The 18081-nt window shown below is 63.5% G+C and carries 16 protein-coding genes; 7 read left to right on the top strand and 9 right to left on the bottom strand.

The annotated features are described in order from the left end of the window. Entirely contained in the window at window positions 1-1500 is a 1500-nt protein-coding gene (locus ACWPVA_RS05865; RefSeq protein WP_454286787.1) for an SLC13 family permease, read from the top strand. Window positions 1501-1503: 3 nt separating this feature from the next. Here the strand turns inward: ACWPVA_RS05865 and ACWPVA_RS05860 are convergent, their stop codons facing one another. The 5 genes from ACWPVA_RS05860 to ACWPVA_RS05840 all read right to left on the bottom strand — a co-directional run bounded on the left by ACWPVA_RS05860 (window position 1504) and on the right by ACWPVA_RS05840 (window position 7005). After that, a complete protein-coding gene (locus ACWPVA_RS05860) occupies window positions 1504-2037 on the bottom strand; it encodes a DUF992 domain-containing protein (RefSeq protein WP_454286786.1) in 534 nt (177 codons plus the stop codon). 880 nt (window positions 2038-2917) lie between these two features. Beyond that, window positions 2918-4546: a CTP synthase gene (locus ACWPVA_RS05855; protein ID WP_454286785.1), complete on the bottom strand. Its 1629-nt coding sequence runs from the start codon at window positions 4544-4546 to the stop codon at window positions 2918-2920. Window positions 4547-4689: 143 nt separating this feature from the next. After that, window positions 4690-5082, bottom strand: a complete 393-nt coding sequence (gene secG / locus ACWPVA_RS05850) for a preprotein translocase subunit SecG (protein WP_454286784.1) — start codon at window positions 5080-5082, stop codon at window positions 4690-4692. A 103-nt stretch (window positions 5083-5185) separates the two neighbouring features. After that, window positions 5186-5959 (bottom strand): triose-phosphate isomerase, encoded by a 774-nt coding sequence (tpiA, locus tag ACWPVA_RS05845; RefSeq protein WP_454286783.1) that lies wholly within the window; start codon window positions 5957-5959, stop codon window positions 5186-5188. A 158-nt stretch (window positions 5960-6117) separates the two neighbouring features. Beyond that, complete coding sequence (locus ACWPVA_RS05840) at window positions 6118-7005, bottom strand: alpha/beta hydrolase (RefSeq protein WP_454286782.1); 888 nt, start codon at window positions 7003-7005, stop codon at window positions 6118-6120. 221 nt (window positions 7006-7226) lie between these two features. On the opposite strand from ACWPVA_RS05840, the gene parE reads away from it, so the two are divergent. The 4 genes from parE (at window position 7227) to ACWPVA_RS05820 (ending at window position 11530) form a co-directional block, all read left to right on the top strand. After that, window positions 7227-9290 carry a DNA topoisomerase IV subunit B gene (gene parE, locus ACWPVA_RS05835; RefSeq protein ID WP_454286781.1) on the top strand — a complete coding sequence of 688 codons (2064 nt, stop codon included), beginning with the start codon at window positions 7227-7229 and terminating at the stop codon, window positions 9288-9290. A 27-nt stretch (window positions 9291-9317) separates the two neighbouring features. Then, window positions 9318-9689 carry a hypothetical protein gene (locus ACWPVA_RS05830; protein WP_454286780.1) on the top strand — a complete coding sequence of 124 codons (372 nt, stop codon included), beginning with the start codon at window positions 9318-9320 and terminating at the stop codon, window positions 9687-9689. A 31-nt stretch (window positions 9690-9720) separates the two neighbouring features. Next, entirely contained in the window at window positions 9721-10983 is a 1263-nt protein-coding gene (locus ACWPVA_RS05825) for an AI-2E family transporter (RefSeq protein WP_454286779.1), read from the top strand. A 112-nt stretch (window positions 10984-11095) separates the two neighbouring features. After that, window positions 11096-11530, top strand: a complete 435-nt coding sequence (locus tag ACWPVA_RS05820) for a hypothetical protein (protein WP_454286778.1) — start codon at window positions 11096-11098, stop codon at window positions 11528-11530. A 24-nt stretch (window positions 11531-11554) separates the two neighbouring features. On the opposite strand, the gene ACWPVA_RS05815 is transcribed toward ACWPVA_RS05820, so the two are convergent. Beyond that, window positions 11555-12721 (bottom strand): DUF2336 domain-containing protein, encoded by a 1167-nt coding sequence (locus tag ACWPVA_RS05815; protein WP_454286777.1) that lies wholly within the window; start codon window positions 12719-12721, stop codon window positions 11555-11557. Between the two features lie 54 nt (window positions 12722-12775). Here ACWPVA_RS05815 and ACWPVA_RS05810 point away from each other — a divergent pair, with 54 nt between their 5' ends. Next, window positions 12776-13528, top strand: a complete 753-nt coding sequence (locus tag ACWPVA_RS05810; RefSeq protein ID WP_454286776.1) for a hypothetical protein — start codon at window positions 12776-12778, stop codon at window positions 13526-13528. On the opposite strand, the gene ACWPVA_RS05805 is transcribed toward ACWPVA_RS05810, so the two are convergent. Beyond that, window positions 13519-14142: a flavin reductase family protein gene (locus tag ACWPVA_RS05805; RefSeq protein WP_454286775.1), complete on the bottom strand. Its 624-nt coding sequence runs from the start codon at window positions 14140-14142 to the stop codon at window positions 13519-13521. The two genes, ACWPVA_RS05810 and ACWPVA_RS05805, sit on opposite strands and share 10 nt — an antisense overlap. Continuing rightward, the gene (locus tag ACWPVA_RS05800) at window positions 14142-14726 is read right to left on the bottom strand and encodes a nitroreductase family protein (RefSeq protein WP_454286774.1); all 585 of its coding nucleotides are present in this window, start codon (window positions 14724-14726) and stop codon (window positions 14142-14144) included. Before ACWPVA_RS05800 ends, ACWPVA_RS05805 begins: the two co-directional genes overlap by 1 nt. A gap of 109 nt (window positions 14727-14835) precedes the next feature. Between ACWPVA_RS05800 and ACWPVA_RS05795 the strand changes: the two genes are divergently transcribed. After that, window positions 14836-15783, top strand: a complete 948-nt coding sequence (locus ACWPVA_RS05795; protein ID WP_454286773.1) for a hypothetical protein — start codon at window positions 14836-14838, stop codon at window positions 15781-15783. A 187-nt stretch (window positions 15784-15970) separates the two neighbouring features. On the opposite strand, the gene thrS is transcribed toward ACWPVA_RS05795, so the two are convergent. Next, window positions 15971-17995, bottom strand: coding sequence for a threonine--tRNA ligase (gene thrS, locus ACWPVA_RS05790; RefSeq protein ID WP_454286772.1), 2025 nt, complete (start codon window positions 17993-17995; stop codon window positions 15971-15973). Window positions 17996-18081: the final 86 nt, after the last annotated feature.

Below are 18081 nucleotides of genomic sequence, written 5' to 3'. Positions count from 1 at the left end.
ATGGCCGATCCGCAGAGCGCGCCTGTTGGGCGTCCGGACGTGCGGCTTCTTGCCCCGTCCGCCCTGATTGGACTCGTCGTCGGCGCAGCGGTGCTGCTGGCCACGCTGCTCATCGAACCGCCCGCTGGATTGTCCACGCAAGGCTGGCATACGCTGGGACTGGCACTTCTGATGGCAATCTGGTGGTCGACGGAGCCCATTCCGATCGGCGTCACGGCGCTTCTACCGCTCATCCTGCTGCCGTTGATCGGACAGGGCGACATCAACGCCGCCGCCGCACCCTATGCCAATCCGCTGGTCTTTCTGTTTCTCGGCGGTTTCCTGCTCTCCGCCGGCGTCAAGCGCTGGGGCCTCCATCGCCGCCTCGCCTATTCCGTCGTGCAGGCGATCGGCACCGAACCGCGCCGGCTGGTGCTCGGCTTCATGGTCGCCACCGGCCTGATTTCCATGGGGATCAGTAATACCGCCGCCGTTGTCCTGATGCTTCCGGTCGCAAGCTCGGTGATCGCCGTGTTCACTGACGCTCATGGCGACGAGAGCACCGATGTACATCGCTTCTCGCGGGCCCTGCTGCTCGGCCTTGCCTATGGCGCCAGCATCGGCGGCATCGGCACGCTGATCGGCACGCCGCCGAATGCGCTGCTCGCTGGCTATCTTTCGGAGAGCCATGGCATAGACCTGTCCTTCGCGGCCTGGGCGGCCGTCGGCATTCCGCTCGTTCTCGTCTTTTTGCCGCTTGGCTGGCTGGTGCTGACGCGCGTCGCCTTTCCGGTGAGCGCCGCATTCTCAGCCTCGATGAGAGCCGACGACGCCGTATCGAAACTTTCGAGCGGCGATCCGGCCAGTCCGGCCGAATGGCGCGTCGGCATGGTGTTCATGACGGCGGCTGCGCTGTGGATCACCCGACCGCTGCTGAACGGCGTGCCGGGTCTGGAGAACCTCAGCGATCCCGGTATTGCGCTTGCCTGCGCCCTCGCCCTCTTCCTCATCCCCAACGGCCTCGCCGGTCGAGGCCAGTTCCTGTTGCGCTGGCAGGACGCCCAGCAGATCCCATGGAGCGTGCTGCTGCTGTTCGGCGGCGGGCTTTCGCTCGCCTCGGCAATGGACAGGAGCGGGCTTGCCCAATGGATCGGCGCAGCACTGAGCGCCATCGACGGCCTGTCTCCCTTCGCCTTCCTGCTGCTCCTGACGCTCACCGTCGTCCTCCTGACCGAACTTGCCAGCAATACGGCAACGGTCGCCGCCCTCCTGCCGGTGGTCGCCACCATGGCGGCAGCGACTGGCATCGACCTCGTCGTGCTGGCCGCAGCCGTTGCCTTGGCCGCAAGCTGCGCCTTCATGCTGCCGGTCGCGACACCGCCCAATGCCATCGTGTTTTCCACCGGCGAACTGCGCGTCGCCGACATGATGAAGGCCGGCCTCTACATGAACATTCTCTCGGTCTTTCTGGTCGCAGCCGGCGCCTTTCTGCTGGCGCCGGTCCTTGCGGCCCTCGGCTGACGATCAGCTTTCGGGCGTCAACGTGACGGAGGTACCGGTGGCGGCAAGGTTGAGACCAAGCTGACCGGTGACGCTGACCGTCTGCAGGTGGATCGAGCCGGCAGTGCCGCCGACCAGGATATTGGCGCCGATGCCGGCACCGACGGTCGCCTCAGCGCTCGCGCCCTGATAGAGCCCGGCAAGCGAGCCATGGTGATAGCCGGCGGTCGGGGCGAAGACGGCCCACACCAGCTTGGAGCGCGTGGTGAAGCCGATATCGACGCCCATCTTGCGGATCGTGCCCGAATATCGGTCGAGGGCCTCGCCGCCCATGGCGGAGGAAAAGACGCACTCTGCCTGCTTGGCCGAACCGATCACATAGCCGACGCCGCCGCCGACGTCGCAAGTGAGGTAGCCGATCTTGACGCCACCGACCCGGTCGGTTTCCTGATAGGTCGGTACGGGATCGCGCGCCGTGACCGTGTCGGCAGACACGGCCATGCCGGCCGACATCAGCAGGGGCAATGCGGCGATCGCCGTCGTGATTGTCTTTTTCATATGGGAATTCCTTCTGTCATTTCATTTCCGCCTGAGCCGGTCGGCTTTATGCAGGGGCGGACCTTGGTCAACGCACGTGGCCAAAGAATGATCCAATAGCGGCGCTACCACGGCGTTTGGCCAGCCGGGAACGCCGGCCAGGCCTTCGCCCTCCGGTTTCGCTCTCATTTCCTTGTGCCCAAGGTCAACTTGAGCGGACGGGGCGCCTCAGGCTGCCTCGTAAGGTAAAAAACAAATGACACCCTGCGGCGCCCCGTTCGGCGGTTTTTGCCCGCGACTTCGATCTCTCTGCGGCGCCGGCCCTTGCCGGGGATTTTTCAGGCAGGCCCGGCTTTCACCGGCGGACGCCCGCACACCCTCGACAACCCGGTCTTACCACCATGCCACGCCACACAGGCGCTCCCGGCGCGCTGTCAGGGCCGGCAAGGGTTTGGGCTGTCCAAAGCCTTCACCCTTGCCCCCACGTCGCCAGGGGAGACCATTTTCCGCGGACCCGGAGCCTGGGATCTTGCGTCTCTCCCCCAAACCCCGCGCCGGCCCCGCCTCGCCACAACGCCTTGTGGTGTATCCGCGACGGAACGCGATGAGTTTAGATCGAGGCGAGAGGGCGGGGATGAAATTGTCGGTGTGGCTTTGATTCTCTTGCGGAATCGGTCGAGTTCTTCCCCGCTTATGGGGGAAGGCTGCGGCCGGATGCTGCAAAGCTTGGCGGTGTGGACCGATATTCGCTATCCCGACACTAAAAAACCCGGCGTCTCCGCCGGGCTTCGCATCCTCAAACTCGGCCGATGTAAACGCCGTAATCGCTCATTCGGCTCTCGAGCCTGTCGATGGGCGTCACCTTCTGCCCGCAAGCGGCAGAAAGACGACACGACCTATTTCAGACCAGTCGGCTCTGCTCCACTGCAGCTTCGATGAAGCTCTTGAACAGCGGGTGCGGGTCGAGCGGGCGGGACTTCAGTTCCGGGTGGTACTGGACGCCGATGAACCACGGATGGTCGGGGTATTCGACGGTCTCCGGCAGCAGGCCATCCGGGGACATGCCGGAGAACACCAGGCCGCAGGCTTCGAGGCGATCCTTGTAGTCGACATTGACCTCGTAGCGGTGGCGGTGGCGTTCGGAGATCTCGGTCGAGCCGTAGATCTCGGCGATCTTTGTGCCCTTCTTCAAGGCAGCCTTATAGGCGCCGAGCCGCATGGTGCCGCCAAGGTCGCCGGAGGCGGCGCGCTTTTCGAGCGCATTGCCCTTCATCCACTCGGTCATCAGGCCGACGACCGGCTGGTCTGTCTTGCCGAATTCGGTAGAAGAGGCCTTCTCGATGCCGGCCAGATGCCGGGCGGCTTCGACGACCGCCATCTGCATGCCGAAGCAGATGCCGAAGTATGGCACCTTGCGCTCGCGAGCGAACTGGGCCGCAAGAATCTTGCCCTCCGAGCCACGCTCACCGAAACCACCGGGCACGAGAATACCATTGACCTTCTCAAGCCAGGGTGCCGGATCTTCCTGCTCGAAGACTTCCGACTCGATCCATTCGAGCTTGACCTTGACGCGATTGGCGATGCCACCGTGATAGAGCGCCTCGATCAGCGACTTGTAGGCGTCTTTGAGGCCGGTGTACTTGCCGACGATGGCAATGGTCACCTCGCCTTCCGGCGTGCGGATGCGGTTACTGACCTCTTCCCAGGCATCGAGACGGGGCTTTGGCGCCGGCTCGATCCCGAAGGCGGCCAATACCTCGTTGTCGAGGCCTTCCTTGTGATAGGCCAACGGCACGTCGTAGATATTGGCGACGTCGAGCGCCTGAATGACGGCGGAGGCGCGCACATTGCAGAACAGCGAGAGCTTGCGGCGTTCGGCTTCAGGGATTTCGCGGTCAGCGCGCACCAACAGAATGTCGGGGTGGATGCCGAGCGCCTGCAGTTCCTTGACCGAATGCTGGGTCGGTTTCGTCTTCAGTTCGCCAGCCGCGGGGATATAGGGCATCAGCGTCAGGTGAACATAGACGGCGTTGCCGCGCGGCAGGTCGTTACCGAGCTGGCGGATCGCCTCCATGAAGGGCATGGCCTCGATGTCGCCGACGGTACCGCCGATCTCGCAGATGACGAAATCATAGTCCTCGTTGCCTTCGACGACGAAGTCCTTGATCTCGTTGGTGACGTGCGGGATGACCTGGACGGTTGCGCCGAGATAGTCGCCGCGGCGTTCCTTGTCGATGATGTTCTTGTAAATGCGACCGGTAGTGATGTTGTCGGTCTTGGTGGCCGAACGCCCCGTGAAGCGTTCGTAGTGACCGAGGTCGAGGTCCGTCTCGGCGCCGTCATCGGTGACGAAGACTTCCCCATGCTGGGTCGGGCTCATCGTGCCGGGATCGACGTTGAGATAGGGGTCCAGCTTGCGCAGACGAACGCGGTAACCCCGCGCCTGCAGCAATGCTCCGAGTGCCGCGGCCGCTATTCCTTTGCCAAGAGAGGAAACCACGCCGCCAGTGATGAATACATATCGCGCCATGGGCTTCACCGGTTACCGTTTAGAATTCGATTCCGCTAGCCCAAAATCAGCCTTTACCCACTTTTTTCTTAAGCGGGGCGGAATATGCACAAAAGAAAACCGGCGGACCCGAGAGCCCGCCGGAGCGATGAGAAGTCTGGCGATCAGTTGCCGGTGGGTACGGCGGACGGATCGGCCTGCGGCGCGGCTGCACCGTCGGCGGCCGGAGCCGGGGTCGTCGCCGGAGCCGGAGCGGCGCCCGGAAGCTGGTCCAGGACATTGCCCGACGGCGCCGATGTTCCGGCTGGAATACGGTCGAGAATGTCGGTCGGCTTCGATTCGTAACGGGCGAGAAGACCCAGGCCCAGCGAGGTTATGAAGAACAGCGTCGCCAGGATCGCCGTGGTGCGGGTCAGCGCGTTCGCCGTACCGCGGGCCGACATGAAGCCGGAGCCGCCGCCGACACCGAGGCCGCCGCCTTCAGAGCGCTGGATCAAAACAACGCCGACAAGCGCCAGCACGATCATGAGATGAATGACAATCAATACGGTCTGCATGAATTTTCCACCTGCCCGCGACGGGCACAATCAATCGGTTGGGCGCTCTTTACATGAGAGGCCACGGCAAAGAAAGCCCCTAGGGGCAGCAACCACCGCCTTTTCAGGCGGTAAGTTCCTCATAGACGCGGTATATGGCGAGGAAATCCGACGCTTTCAAGCTCGCCCCACCGATCAGGGCGCCGTCAACATTGGCAACGCCCATCAGTTCCTTCGCATTCGAAGGCTTGACCGAACCGCCGTAGAGAATGCGCATCTTCTGGCCTTCAGCACCGAAGCGCTTGACCAGTTCGGTGCGCATGAAGGCATGGGCCTCCGCGACATCGGCGGTGGTCGGGGTGAGCCCCGTGCCGATCGCCCAGACCGGTTCATAGGCGATCACGGTATTCTTGGCAGTCGCCGCATCCGGCAACGAGCCGGAGAGCTGGCGCTTGAGGATGTCGAGCGTCTGGCCGGCCTTTCGCTCGTCGGCCGTCTCGCCGATGCAGATGATGGCGGTGAGTTCGCTGGCATAGGCGGCCTCGGCCTTCGCCCGCACCAGATGGTCGGTCTCGGCATGGTCGGTGCGGCGCTCGGAATGGCCGACGATCACATGGGTGCCGAAGCAGTCGGCGATCATTTCCGCCGAGATGTCGCCGGTATGGGCACCCGAGGCGTTCTGGTGGCAATCCTGCGCGCCGATCGCAAGCGGGCTGTCGTCGCAGAGCGCGGTCGCCACATAGAGCAGCGTGGCCGGCGGGCAGATCAGCGTCTCAACCTTGTCCGAAAGCGGGCCTTTCACGCCCTCGGCCATGGCCTTGATCTGGTCGAGCGAGGCCCGCGTGCCATTCATCTTCCAGTTGCCCGCGACAAGCGGACGGACATTTGGTGTCGTCATGGTCAAAACCCACCCCAGCTATGATAGGCCGGACCTAGCAAATCGAGGGGGCGATGAAAAGCGCGGCGGCGGCGTTTCGCCTGCAAATCGCGCGATATGGTGAAAATCAGACGCGGTATTGCGCCATGAATTAGCAACGCCTGCGTGCAGCCGCCTCATCACCGCGCCATCAACAGCCAATTGAGGATGGTACGCCAGTCACTCATGCGCACCGGCGTGCCGTGCGAGCCGGTCTCGTAAAGGGTGAAGCGGGTCGGGTAACCGGCCTTGTGCAGCCGGTCGTAAAGCGCGATCTGGTCGGCTGACGCGTAGACGCTGTCGCGGCTGCCATGGGTGAAGAACACCGGCAGTTTCGCCTTGTGCGCGGCGCTGCCGACAAAGGCCGGGTCCGGCGCCCCGCCGAGAATGGCAAGCCCAGCGAGATTGGCAACCGTGCCCGCGTCGCGCGCTGCGCCCCAGCAGATGAAGCTGCCCATGGAAGCGCAGGCGAGCACCACCGGCCTGCCGGGCGATCGGGCGGCGGCATGGGCGATCAGGCCAGAAATGGCGGTGACGCCCGCAACATCGAAGGAGGTGACGGAGGGGGCGTAATAGACCCCGCCATTGCTCACCGCGAGGTTCTTCAGCCGGTTGAAATTGCCGCCGAAGGAGAAATCGTTGGTGCCGAGCCGCCGGTCGCCGCCGCGGCCGTGAATGAAGATTACGGTGAAGGCAGCCCCGTCCGCCTGGCCGACGCGGGCGACCTCAAGATTGCCGGAGGGCAATCGCAACGTTTCGTTGACCTGCTGACGCCTGACGCCGAGATCGACATATTTCGATTTCACCCGCCGCTCGGGGATCTGGTCGCGGCCGTTGATGTCGCGCAGTTCCTGATAGTCGATGACCTCGAAATTGCCGCCGTCGCGACGTTCAAGCACGGTCTGTCCGGAGAACAGCGCATCCTTATAGGGCTGGATCGCTTCGGCTCGCGCCGTGCCGCCCGCAAACAGCAACGACAGGCCCACCAAAACGGCCCCCTTGCGGAAATGAGCTGTGGACATCTGCATGGAAGCGGGGTCTCCTTCCGGCAATTGGCCTTGCCTTCCTCAACGCGGACACGCAAAGCTTCACTGAATTACACGCGGCAGCCTGCCGGCAAAGTCGCGCCTGCCCCGCCTTTCTGGCATGATCCCGCTGATTCGCAAGAGCGACGCAGGCGAAAGGCAGCTTGCGACGCCCGGCCCCTGCCGACGAAGCTGACGCAACGGACAGATTATTGAACGACGCCATGGACGACAACGATCTTTTCGCCGCCCTGCCGCTTGTGACGAAGCCGGCGGAGGCCCCCTCGCCTGCGGTCACGCCGAAGGCCGAGGCACCGCGCCCGGCGGCCGCCACGCCCAAGGCCAATGCCACATCGAGCGAGAGCGAATACGGCGCCTCGTCGATCCGCGTGCTCGAGGGGCTGGAACCGGTGCGCATGCGTCCCGGCATGTATATCGGCGGCACCGATGAGAAGGCGCTGCACCACCTGTTCGCCGAAGTCATCGACAACGCGATGGACGAAGCCGTGGCCGGCCATGCCGACTTCATCGACGTGCATCTCGATGGCGAAGGTTTCCTGACCGTTACCGACAACGGACGCGGCATTCCCGTCGAATTGCACCCGCAGGTGCCCGGCAAGTCGACGCTCGAAGTGATCATGACCAAGCTGCATGCCGGCGGCAAGTTTGACGGCAAGGCCTATGAGACCTCCGGCGGTCTGCACGGCGTCGGCGTCTCGGTCGTCAATGCGCTGTCCGACCTGCTCGAGGTCGAGGTCGCCCGCAATCGCAAGCTCTACCGCCAGCGCTTTTCGCGCGGCGTGCCGCTCGGCGGGCTGGAGGAACTGGGCGAAGTGCACAACCGCCGCGGCACCCGCGTGCGCTTCCACCCGGATCCGCAGATCTTCGGCGACCATGCCAAATTCGAGCCGGGCCGGATCTTCCGCATGGCCCGCTCCAAGGCCTATCTGTTCGGCGGCGTCGAGATCCGCTGGTCTTGCGATCCGGGCATGGTGCCGGAAGGCGGCGACATCCCGGAGAAGGCGGTCTTCCATTTTCCCGGCGGCCTGAAGGACTATCTGGCCGCCACGCTCGGCAAGGAATTCACCGTCACCCGCGAGATTTTCGCCGGCAAGACCGAAAAGACCGGCGGCCATGGCGCCATGGAATGGGCGATCACCTGGTACGGCGGCGACCCGCTGGTGCATTCCTACTGCAACACCATCCCGACGGCTGAAGGCGGCACGCACGAGGCCGGCCTGCGCATTGCGCTGACCAAGGGCCTGAAGAACTATGCCGAGCTGACGCAGAACAAGCGCGCCAAGGAGATCACCACCGACGACGTGATGATCTCGGCCGTCGGCATGCTGTCGGTCTTCATCCGCGAGCCGGAATTCGTCGGCCAGACCAAGGACAAGCTGGCGACCGTCGAGGCCCAGCGTCTCGTCGAAAACGCGCTGCGCGATCCCTTCGACCACTATCTCGCCGACAATCCCAACGAGGCGGCCAAGCTGCTCGACTGGGTGATCGAGCGCGCCGAGGAACGGCTTCGCCGGCGCAAGGAAAAGGAAGTCAACCGCAAGACCGCGGTGCGGAAGCTGCGCCTCCCGGGCAAGCTGGCCGACTGCTCGCAGAACACCGCTGAAGGCGCCGAACTCTTCATCGTCGAAGGCGATTCGGCCGGAGGCTCGGCCAAGCAGGCGCGCAATCGCGCCAACCAGGCAATCCTGCCGCTGCGCGGCAAGATCCTCAACGTCGCCAGCGCCGGCCGCGACAAGATGACCGCCAGCCAGCAGATCGCCGATCTGATCCAGGCGCTCGGCTGCGGCACGCGGACGAAATACCGCGAGGAAGACCTGCGCTACGAGCGCATCATCGTCATGACCGACGCCGACGTCGACGGCGCGCACATCGCCTCGCTGCTGATCACCTTCTTCTACCAGGAAATGCCCGAACTGATCCGCGGCAGCCACCTCTATCTCGCCGTGCCGCCGCTCTATGTCATCCGCCAGGGTGCCAAGAGCGTCTATGCCCGCGACGATGCCCACCGCGCCGAACTGATGGAGACGGTGTTCAAGGGCAAGAAGGTCGAAGTCGGACGGTTCAAGGGCCTCGGCGAGATGATGCCGGCGCAGCTCAAGGAAACCACCATGGACCCGGCCAAGCGCACCCTGCTGCGCGTCGACATCGACGATGTCGATTTCGAGGGCACGCGCGACGCGGTGGATGCGCTGATGGGCACCCGGCCGGAAGCGCGCTTCCGTTTCATCCAGGACCGGGCGGCCTTTGCCGAAAACCTGGACATTTGAGCGACGACCAGTAGGGCTGACGGGACGATGAAGCTCTCTTATGGCGCAATCATCGTATTGGCCGGTGAGGTCCTCTTCCACGCCGGCGCCAAGGCCGCAAGCCACGAACCCGCCACGGCTCCCGATGCCTGGACAATCGAGAAATGCGCTCGCTACGGCCGCGCCTTCGAGGCGTTGGTGAAGGTCTTCGACGAGCAGGGCACTACCAAGGACTTCATCCGTGGCAATCGCGACTTTATCGCCGCCGGCTGTTCGAACGGCGCCGACATATGCCCGACATCCGAACGCGATATTGAATTCGCCAACGCGCTCACGCTTCTGGCGATGAACGCTGGCGCGGCAAGTTCCTTCTTGCCGTTTGTGTGCCGCCGTTCGCCGACGACGCACGCTTCACCGTAAGCGTCTTGCGTGCCCGTGGAGAATGCCCCATATGCTTGGCAACACAGAAACCGGACCCGGATATGACGTGAGCAAGGCCGAAGAAACCAAGCTGCAACGCGGCCCCCGCTGGCTGGGGCCGACCACCCCGAGCAGATCCGCTCTCATTACACCCATCTCGGCCGCCCGCTGGCTACTGGTGCTGATCGTTATTGCCGCGATCTACTTCTTCCACGGCTTCGTCGTCCCAGTTCTGGCGGCACTCGTGATCGCATTTGCCAGCTGGCCGCTCTACCGCAGGCTTCTCGAAAGGATCGGCGGCAATACGACGATCGGCGCAACGCTCGCGCTGCTTGCCATCCTCGCCTTCCTCATCATTCCGATCGGCATCGCGATCGCCTATACGGTCGAGGAACTTCGCCAGTGGATTGGCTGGGCGCTCGAAGTCAACCGGATCGGCTCCCCGGCGCCGGAATGGATCGAGCGGCTTCCCGGCGTCGGTGAATGGCTGGCGGCCAAATGGCGCGAGCACGTCGGTTCACCGGGCGCGATCGGTGAATTGATCCAGATCGTCAGCGGCGCCAATATCGGCAATATCTACCGTGCCCTGATCGCCGCCGGCGACGGTGTCTTCCACCTGGCGCTGACCTTGCTCTTCATGCTGATCGCGCTGTTCTTCGTCTATCGCGACGGCTCGAACTTCGCACGCCAGCTGGACCTGCTGGGTGAGCGAATCCTGCCGACCCGCTGGGAGCGCATTTCGCGTGTCGTCCCCGCCACGATCAGTTCGACGGTCACCGGCATGACGCTGATCGCCATCGGCGAGGGCATCGTGCTCGGCATCGCCTACTGGCTGGCTGGCGTCCCCTCGCCCGTGACGCTCGGCGTCCTGACCGGCATCATGGCGCTGATCCCCGGCGGCGCGCCGCTCTCCTTCACGCTTGTCTCGATCTATCTCGTCGCCAGCGGCGCCTATATCCAAGGTATCGCCCTTTTCGTATGGGGCACGGTCGAACTCTTCATTGTCGACAAGACGATCAGGCCGCGCCTCGTCGGCGGGCCGATCAAGCTGCCCTTCCTGCCGACCTTTTTCGGCCTGGTCGGCGGGGTAAAGACCATGGGATTCCTTGGCCTGTTCCTCGGGCCGGTGCTGATGGCCCTGATCGTCTCGATCTGGCGGGAATGGATCCGCGAAGTGGCGCTGGCCGACCCGGCGGAGACCGGCGCTGCCGGACTTGCGAGCGAAACTGCGGCGGGCGCATTCATCGCGGAACCGCAGCAAGCCGACGTGCCCCCGGCCCACGCGCGCAGCTAACCGGCTGGGCAGAGTACGCATGCCTGAGCGGTCTTGCTTTGGCTGCAATCCTTTGTTTGAACTCGTTAACAGCCACCACGATGCGCTCACTCCAGCAAGACCGGAAGAGACCATGCAGACCGCCCTCATCGTCATGACCATCCTCGGCTGCGACGACAGCGTCACCCAGTGCCACTACGTCGCGACCGCACAGGAGCATTTCGTCTCGGTCGCCCTTTGCGACGCGGCCTCGGAAACGATCCTGGCCGGCTATTCGGGCGCCAACTATCCGATGCTCGTCGCCGTGTGCCAGCCACCCGAAAGCCAGACGGCTGATTTGGCTCCGCCTCCCGAGGGCTCGGCAAAGGCGGAAATGGCAGATCCGGTCCCCCTTCCCGGGCCCGCAGCGACTTTGCCGGAAAACGAACGCCAGTCGCTCGCCGCCCGCGCCGTCGACAAGATTCGCAAGGTCCTTCCCGACACGCAGGATGTCCGCATGGTCTTCGAGACCCCGCTCCACGTCGTCGCTGACAGTTACTCCTGGGTAGCCAAGAAGATTTCGCCTTAACGCAGGCGGGAGCTGACGCCGTTTTCAGGCGACAAGCGCCAGACCGGTCGCATAGTCGCGAGCGCGACGCCGTTCCTCGGCAAAGGCAAGCTTGGCCACCATGTCCATGAGCTCGCCGCAGACGGCGATTTCGTACCGAGCTTCCTGAAGGCGCTCGACAAGCAAGGGCGCAATGTTGTCCGTCTCCTCGCCGGCACTCTGGACCGCATTGCGCCACAGCAGTATGGCTTCGACGAAGATTGGGCTGATATCACGCACCAACCCGACCGATTCGAGTAGAGCGCGCACGGCATGATAACGCGCCGTCGCTAGGATGGAGCGAACACGTCGCTCTTCGACGCCCGACAAGATCGTCACCGCCGAGGCGAAGAAATCCGTACGCCCCAGGCACAATGCGTGCATCAGGAAGGCCGGCGTCAGGCGGCCTTCGGAGCGCAATTGGTCGACCAGAACCGGCAGCTCGTCGATGCTGACCGTGCCGAGGATGGCGATCGTCGCGGCCCGTCCCGCCTCGCGCGTCACCCGTTCGATCCGGCGCGCGCCGATCGCCGCGCGGACGAAAGCGGAGCCGGACAGAGCCTCGGCAACGAACTGGACCAGCAATTGGCGAACGGCAGCCGGCAGATCGGCGCGATCGAGCAGAAGCGCGCGCACGCTCTCGTGCGCGCCATGCCGTTCTGCAATGCGCTTCAATGTCAGTCGCGCAATGCTCACATTGGGATTTTCAAGAAGTACGACGACCTCTTCCGGATCGCCGATTTCGGCTAGGGCCGCAGCAACGCCACGCGACAGGCCGGGTCTTGCGGCGATCAACGCGCGCGTCGCGCAACTGCCGCGACCGGCCAGATCCACAAGATCCGAATCGGTCAACACCGGGGATTTCAGGATCGGCAATGCGGCGATTTCCGGCTGATCCTCGGCGAGAGACACCATCAGCGCACGCGGAGCATCGCAAGAACCGGCAAGCGCCTCGGCAAGCGCCATTCGGACATGCGGTGACGGATCATCGAGCAGGTAGGTCATTGCGACATGAGCGGCTTTCCGCTCGTGTGGCGCCATCGCCGAGCGCAGGTAGGCCCTTGCCAGCGCATTGGCAGCACGCGCCCGGTCCCCTGCCTTTGCCGTTTCCACCCACCGAAGAAAAGCCGCCACAATCACAGAAAAACCCAATCCCCGAAGAGAACAACGCATGGCCGATCAGCCATGCTTCACGCTAGCTGGAAAACGTTTAAGATTTGGTTCACCATGTTCGTTAACCGCGAGGTCCCATTGCCCGTCCCCTCAAGCCTCAGCATCGCCGGCAAGTCCCTGCATTCGCTTCTCGTCGTCAAAACGCCGGAACCCGACAACCCGCCTGCCACCGCGGGGGCGCTTGTCATTACGACCGGTCAGACGATTTCGGATTGGCAGGCCGCGGCGTTGTTTCTCACCCGGAACCGGCAAGGCACCGGCGGAACACCGCTCCTCGTTCTCGTCGATTCGACGCTCGATCACGACGCGCTCGACGAACGACTGGAGATCCTCATGCCGGCCCGCCCCGATGGCATCATCCTCACCGGCATCCGCGAAGGTGCGGATCTGCAGAGACTGGATGTCGCGCTCTCTGTGGCAGAGGCTATGGCGGGACGCGAACCCGGCGAGACGTCTGTCGTCGCCATGATCGGCGACAATGCCGCGGGCCTGCTTGCCGCGGGAAACTTCGCCGACCGGACACCGCGCCTTCGGGCCCTCGGCCACAACGCCACGGCCCTTGCCGCAGCGCTTGGTGTTGAGAACTCCCCGCACCATCAAAGTGCGGACGGCTCTCGCGCGCTCGGCCGTGGACTGACCATTCTCGGCGCAGCAAAGGCCGGCGTGGCGGCGCTGGACTGGCTCGCCCCGACGCTTGCTGGTGATGATCTGCAGCGCGCCTGCATAGAGGCCCGCCACGCGGGTTTCGCGGCGCTGATCACCGAGAGCCCGCACCAGTTGGCGGCCATCACCGCCGCCTACGGCTGATACGGCTTGGCGGGCGGCTGCGGCCGATGAAGCTCGAAGGTAGGCTGCACCTCGGCATAGTCCATATAGCCGAGGCGCGTGACGGGCCGGGCAAGCGCCACGTCGAACCGCCCGTCCCGGATGACCCGATCATCGATATGTATGGCAACCACCTGGCCGAAGACCGCATGGCTATCCGAAGCGCTGCCGTCGATCGTCTTCAATGTGTGAACCTCGGTGACCCGGCATTCGAGCACTGCATAGGCCTCGCCGACGCAAGGCGCATCAACCAACCGCCCCATGACCGGCGTCACGCCGGCAATCGCGAATTCGTCTGTGCCATAAGGGACGGCGACCGACGAGGCATTGACTGCCTCAATCAGGTCGGCGCTGGCATAGTTGACGGTGAACACGCCGGTTTCAGTCGCATTGCGCAGCGTGTCCTTTCGCCCGCTCGAGGAGAACATGACGATCTTCGGCCGGTCGCTGACGGCATTGAAGAATGAGTAGGGCGACAGGTTGAACGATCCGTCCCGTCCCTGCGTACCGATCCAACCGATCGGTCGCGGTGCGACGATCGCCTTGAAGGGATCGTGCGTCAGGCCGTGCCCGTTGCTCGCGGTCTCGTAGAACATCAGGCCTCGCCGCCCACCCAGGTGACAACATCGCCCAGCGCCGGACGCGGACGCTCGGTGATCGGGAAAGTGGTCGAGCCTATATGGATGAAGCCGGCGACCTTTTCGTCCGGTTTGATGTCAAGCAGCGGATGGGCTCTTTCGTCATAGGCGAACCATTCGGTCAGCCAGTTCGACACATAACCGAGCGCATTGGCGGCCATCAGCAGATTGAGGCAGACGGCGCCGGCCGACATGCGTTGCTCCCATTCCGGGATTTTGGCATGCGGGCGGGCCGTGCTGATCACGCCGATCACCACGGGAGCGCGGGTGAAGCGGGCGCGCTCGACGGCGATCATTTCTTCGGAAAGGTCGGGGTTCTTGTCCAGCGCCATCGCCAGGAGTGCTTCGCCGATCTCTGCGCGCGCCGCGCCGCGATAGACGACGAACCGCCAGGGAGCCAGTTTGCCATGGTCCGGAACGCGCACGGCGAGGGTCAAGATCTCCTCGAGTTCGGCAGTCGTCGGACCCGGCTCGCACATCTGGAATGCCGGCACGGAGCGTCGCACGGCAAGATAATCGATCAGCTTCACATCATTTTTCATATTCAGACACTTTCAGGGCTATTCTGGCGGCAGCGACGTCTTGAAATTGCCACCGCATTGGGATTGAACTTGCTGCCATTGCAGAGGAAGTCAACCAGTTGTGCCATCCATGAACGACCAATTCCGCCCAGCCCGCTTTGTGTACATCGTGGCCGCGATGTTGCTCGCATTCACGCCGGCCCATGGCCAGGATGCATTCAAGGCGTTCAAGCAGCTGGACGGCTCGGTCAAGATGCCGAAACTGAACGCCTTCTCACCCAATCTCGGCGAGACGATCCAGCAGACCCTTTCCCGCAATGTAAGCCTGGAGGCACGGCTGACGAGCGAGGGTGAGTCGATGCAGCAGGGTCTGTCCTGGCGGGTATTCAGCCCGATTCCGGGCGCCGACGGCAAACTGCCGCTGCTGGCCAGCGCCGAGGGAGGTTCTGCCGACTTCCAGCTGGCGCCGGGAGACTATTTCGTCAACGTCACTTTCGGCCGAGCCGGCGCTACCAAGAAACTGTCCATCCCGCGTGAAGGCGACGTGGAAAAGCAGGTGATGGTGCTCGACGCCGGCGGCATCATCCTCAACGCGGTCACCGGACCAGACACGCGCATCCCGGCAAAGGACCTCAAGTTCGACGTCTATTCGTCCGAGGCCCAGGCCGATGGCGAACGCGGCCTGGTCTTGGCCGACGCACCGCCAAACGCCATTGTCCGGCTCAATGCCGGAACCTATCACATCGTTTCCGAATATGGCTCCGTGAATGCCGTGGTGCGCGCCGACATCAAGGTCGAGGCCGGCAAGCTGACCGAGGCCGTGATGCAGCACAATGCTTCGCAGATCAATCTCAAGCTCGTGTCGGAGCCTGGCGGCGAAGCGATTGCCGATACCGCATGGTCGGTGCTGGCGGGTTCGGGCGACATTGTCGCGGAGAGCGTCAGCGCTTTCCCGGTCATGGTGCTGGCGGAAGGCGAATACACCGCCGTTGCCCGCAACAAGGACAAGATCTACCAGAAGGATTTCGCGGTGAAGGCCGGCCGCAATGAAGACGTGGAAATCCTGCTAACGCAATAGTCGGCGACCTCGTTTCGGACTGTGGCTATTGGCGCGCTTGGTGCCGGGCCACAGACGATCGCCATAGCTACCGAGCACCTATAATCACCTCCACAACGTAAAAAGACCGCCCGAAATCCAGGCGGTCTTGGCTGTCGAACCTTGGTCGGGCGAAGCGCCGCTTCGCGTGTCGCCCACCCCGTTTGTGTCAGCCCCTGGCCGCCTTGGCGGCAAGCTTGCGCTTCAGGTCCGGCGCTGTTGCCTCGGCGCTCAGCGAAGCGATCGCCTCCTCGAGCGTCATCGACACCTGATCCTGCGAGCCGAGACGGCGGATGTTGACGGTACGCTCTTCCGCCTCCCGCTTGCCGCAGACGATGATCACCGGAACCTTGGTCACTGAATGCTCGCGGACCTTGTAGTTGATCTTCTCGTTGCGGAAATCGGTATCGACGATAAGCCCCGCTTCGCGCAACGCCTCTGCGACCTCCTTGCCGTAGTCGTCGGCGTCCGAGGTAATCGTCGCGACGACGGCCTGGAGTGGTGCGAACCATAGCGGCATATGGCCGGCGAAGTTCTCGATCAGGATCCCGAGGAAACGCTCCATCGAACCACAAATGGCACGATGGATCATCACCGGCTGGGTCTTTTCCGAGTTCTGGTCAATGTAGAAGGCGCCAAAACGTTCCGGCAGGTTGAAGTCGACCTGCGTCGTGCCGCACTGCCATTCGCGGCCGATGGCGTCCTTCAGCGTATATTCGAACTTCGGACCGTAGAAGGTGCCCTCGCCCTCGTTGATGCCGGTCTTGATGCGGCCGCCCGATTCGGACGCCATCCGCTCCAGCGAGCGGCGCAGGATGTCCTCGGCGTGATCCCACATGGCATCGGTGCCGACGCGCTTGTCCGGACGGGTCGCCAGCTTGACCACGACTTCCTCGAAGCCGAAGTCCTTGTAGACGGACATCATCAGGTCGTTGATCCGCATGATCTCGGCTTCGAGCTGCTCCTCCGTGCAGAAGACATGCGCGTCGTCCTGGGTGAAGCCGCGCACGCGCATCAGTCCGTGCAACGCGCCGGAGGCCTCGTAGCGATGGACCGCGCCGAACTCGGCGAGCCGTACCGGCAGTTCGCGATAGGACTTGAGCCCGTGCTTGAAGATCTGCACATGTCCGGGGCAGTTCATCGGCTTCAGGGCGAAGATGCGCTGATCGGCCTCCTTGTCGTCGGGATGGGTGAAGGCATGCGCTGACTTCACGGCAAACATGTTCTCCTGGTACCAGCCCCAGTGGCCCGAGGTTTCCCAAAGCGACTTGTCGAGGATCTGCGGCGCGTTCACCTCCTCGTAGACGCCCGAAAGCTGTCGACGCATATAGGCGGTCAGCGTCTGGAACATGCGCCAGCCCTTGCCGTGCCAGAAGACGACACCCGGGCCCTCTTCCTGGAAATGGAACAGGTCCATTTCACGGCCCAGCTTGCGGTGGTCGCGCTTTTCGGCTTCCGCCAGGATGTGCAGATAGTTGTCGAGCTGCTCTTGGTCCGCCCAGGCCGTACCGTAGATGCGGGTCAGCATCGGATTGTTGCTGTCCCCGCGCCAATAGGCGCCGGCTACCTTCATCAGCTTGAAGGCCGTGCCGATCTGGCCGGTCGATGCCATGTGCGGACCACGGCAGAGGTCGAACCAGTCGCCCTGGAAATAGATCTTGAGGTCCTGGTCGGCCGGGATCGCGTCGACCAGTTCGACCTTGTAGGCCTCGCCCTTGCCGGCAAAGACATCACGAGCCTTGTCGCGCGACCAGATCTCCTTGGTGAACGGCTTGTTGCGCTGGATGATTTCCTTCATCCGCTTTTCGATCTTCGGCAGATCCTCGGGCGTGAAGGGCCAGTCCTCGCGGGTGTCGGGATGGACACGCTTGAAGTCGTAGTAGAAGCCGTTTTCGATCACCGGACCGATGGTCACCTGGGTACCGGGCCACAATTCCTGCACCGCCTCGGCCATGACATGGGCCGTGTCGTGGCGGATGAGTTCCAGCGCACGGGGGTCCTGCCGGGTGACGATCTCGATCGCACCGGTTTCGACCGGATCGGAAAGGTCGCGCAAGGTGCCGTCGAGCGTGATGGCGAGTGCCTTCTTGGCCAGCGACTTGGAAATTGCTTCGGCAACCTCGTGGCCGGTCGTGCCCGCGGGGTAATCGCGGACGGAACCGTCGGGGAATGTGAGGGAAACGGATTCTGACATGGTTTTCTCCTTATCCAGTCCCGCCAACCAATGCGGGTGGTAAAAAAAGGCCGGCTTGGCCGGCAATCAACGCGTCGCGTGATACC

Source organism: Rhizobium arsenicireducens (assembly GCF_964021225.1).
Note: the sequence above shows the minus strand (reverse complement) of the source record. Positions and strands in the feature narration are given on the sequence as shown.